Here is a 1611-nt window from a genome sequence, read left to right on the forward strand (position 1 = left end):
TCCGGGTCCTGCTGGCGGGTGTGGTAGTCCGCGCCGAGTTCCCGGAACGGCACCTGGTCGTGCACGATCCGCCAGAAGATCTCCAGGATGGAGCGGCCGGTGGCGACGAGGGCCTTCAGTGGGCCTCGGCGGGCGCGTATCCGCCGGTGGCGTGCGCCGAGGAAGGTGTTGGTGCGCCCGGCGGAGGTCGCGGCCGTGCCGAGTGTGCGGCGTACGTACCGGTTGCCGCGGCCGGTCTTGCCCATCCGCAGGGACCCACCGCTCTGGATCGTGCGCGAGGTCAGTTTCCCCCACGACGCCAGATGCCCCGGGGTCGCGAACGGGGCCATGTCGACGCCGATCTCCGCGAGGATCAGCTGAGCGGCGTCCCTGCCGATCCCGGGGATCGCGTCGAGCAGGCCGACGAGGTCCGCGACCGTCCGCGGTCCCGGCCGCCCGCCGGCGGGCGGGAGGATCTCACCGGTGATAGTCGAGACCGTCCCGGCCACCCCGTTGACCACGGTCTCCCCGTCGACCGGGCCGGGTTCGTCGGTGCCGGTCGGGAGGGCGGGCAGGGGCATCGCAGCGGTCATCTGATCGATCCGCGCGGACAGTGCGGCGATCTGCTGGTCGAGCGCGTCGATCTGCTCAAGGTTGATCTTGAGTAGGAAGGTGTCGTGGTCGGTGAACCGGCCGGTCAGCGCCGCGGTCAGGGCTTCCGGGGTGGCCTTCAGGCCGGTCCCGAGCGCGGCGAGCCGGCGCGGGTCGCGTTCCCCGGCCACCAGCGCGTCGAGGATCCGCCGGCCCGCGACCCCGAAGAGGTCCGAGATCACCGACGAGAGCTTGATGAGCGCGCCCTCGAGCAGCTTCTCGGTGCGCTGCTTGAGCCGCGTGCGGTCCGCGACGAGGTCGACCCGCATCCGGGTGAGGTCGCGCATCCGGCGGATGTCCGGCGAGGGCACGAACGACCGCCGCAGCATCCCGCGCTCGTTCAACTTGGCTAACCAGACAGCGTCCAGTTTATCGGTTTTGGGCCTTCCTGGGACATTCTTGACATCCCGGGCGTTGACCAGCCACACCTCAACGCCCCGCTCCTCGATCAAGTAGTAGAAGATCCGCCAGTAGTCCGACGTGCTTTCGACGACGACCCGTTGGATGCCCTGGCAGACCAGGTGGTCCGCCAGTTCCTCCACCGCCGGGACCGTCGCGGTGACGTCGAAGACGCGGGTGACCCGCTTGCCCTCCCGCGTGTCGTGCGGGACCCGCACGCACACCTTCCCGGACGCCTTCGCGACGTCGATCGCCGCGACCCGCTCCAGGATCTGCTCGCTGTCGTCCACGACGACCTCGACCGAACCGTCCACCGCGCCCCCAACCGATCGATACCTACAGGTGACGACCGCCCGGGGACCGACAAAGATCAACACTCTGACTGGCGTGCTCGAGGCACAGCGGGCGACCCGCAAGGTCAAGATCCCTCGCCAAACTTTTGGACGGCAACGAAGGCCAAGGAACGGACGGCGTTGGACAGGCGGTCAACCCGCACCCTGCCAGGCTGCTCCGGGCGCGTCCGAAGGGGTGGGCGAGGTTTTCCCGCCGGGGCGGCGTGCCCGAAGGGCCAGGGGAACTTTT

1 protein-coding gene is annotated in these 1611 nt (G+C 69.6%); it reads right to left on the reverse strand.

The genetic code is table 11. From position 1 onward, the window contains the following. A partial coding sequence (locus DD1DGNOD_RS10180; RefSeq protein ID WP_131769980.1) for an IS110 family transposase occupies positions 1 to 1343 on the reverse strand: 1343 nt, incomplete at its 3' end. Positions 1344 to 1611: the final 268 nt, after the last annotated feature.

Source organism: Candidatus Protofrankia californiensis, from assembly GCF_900634765.1.
In the GTDB taxonomy this organism is placed as follows: Bacteria; Actinomycetota; Actinomycetes; order Frankiales; family Frankiaceae; genus Protofrankia; species Protofrankia californiensis.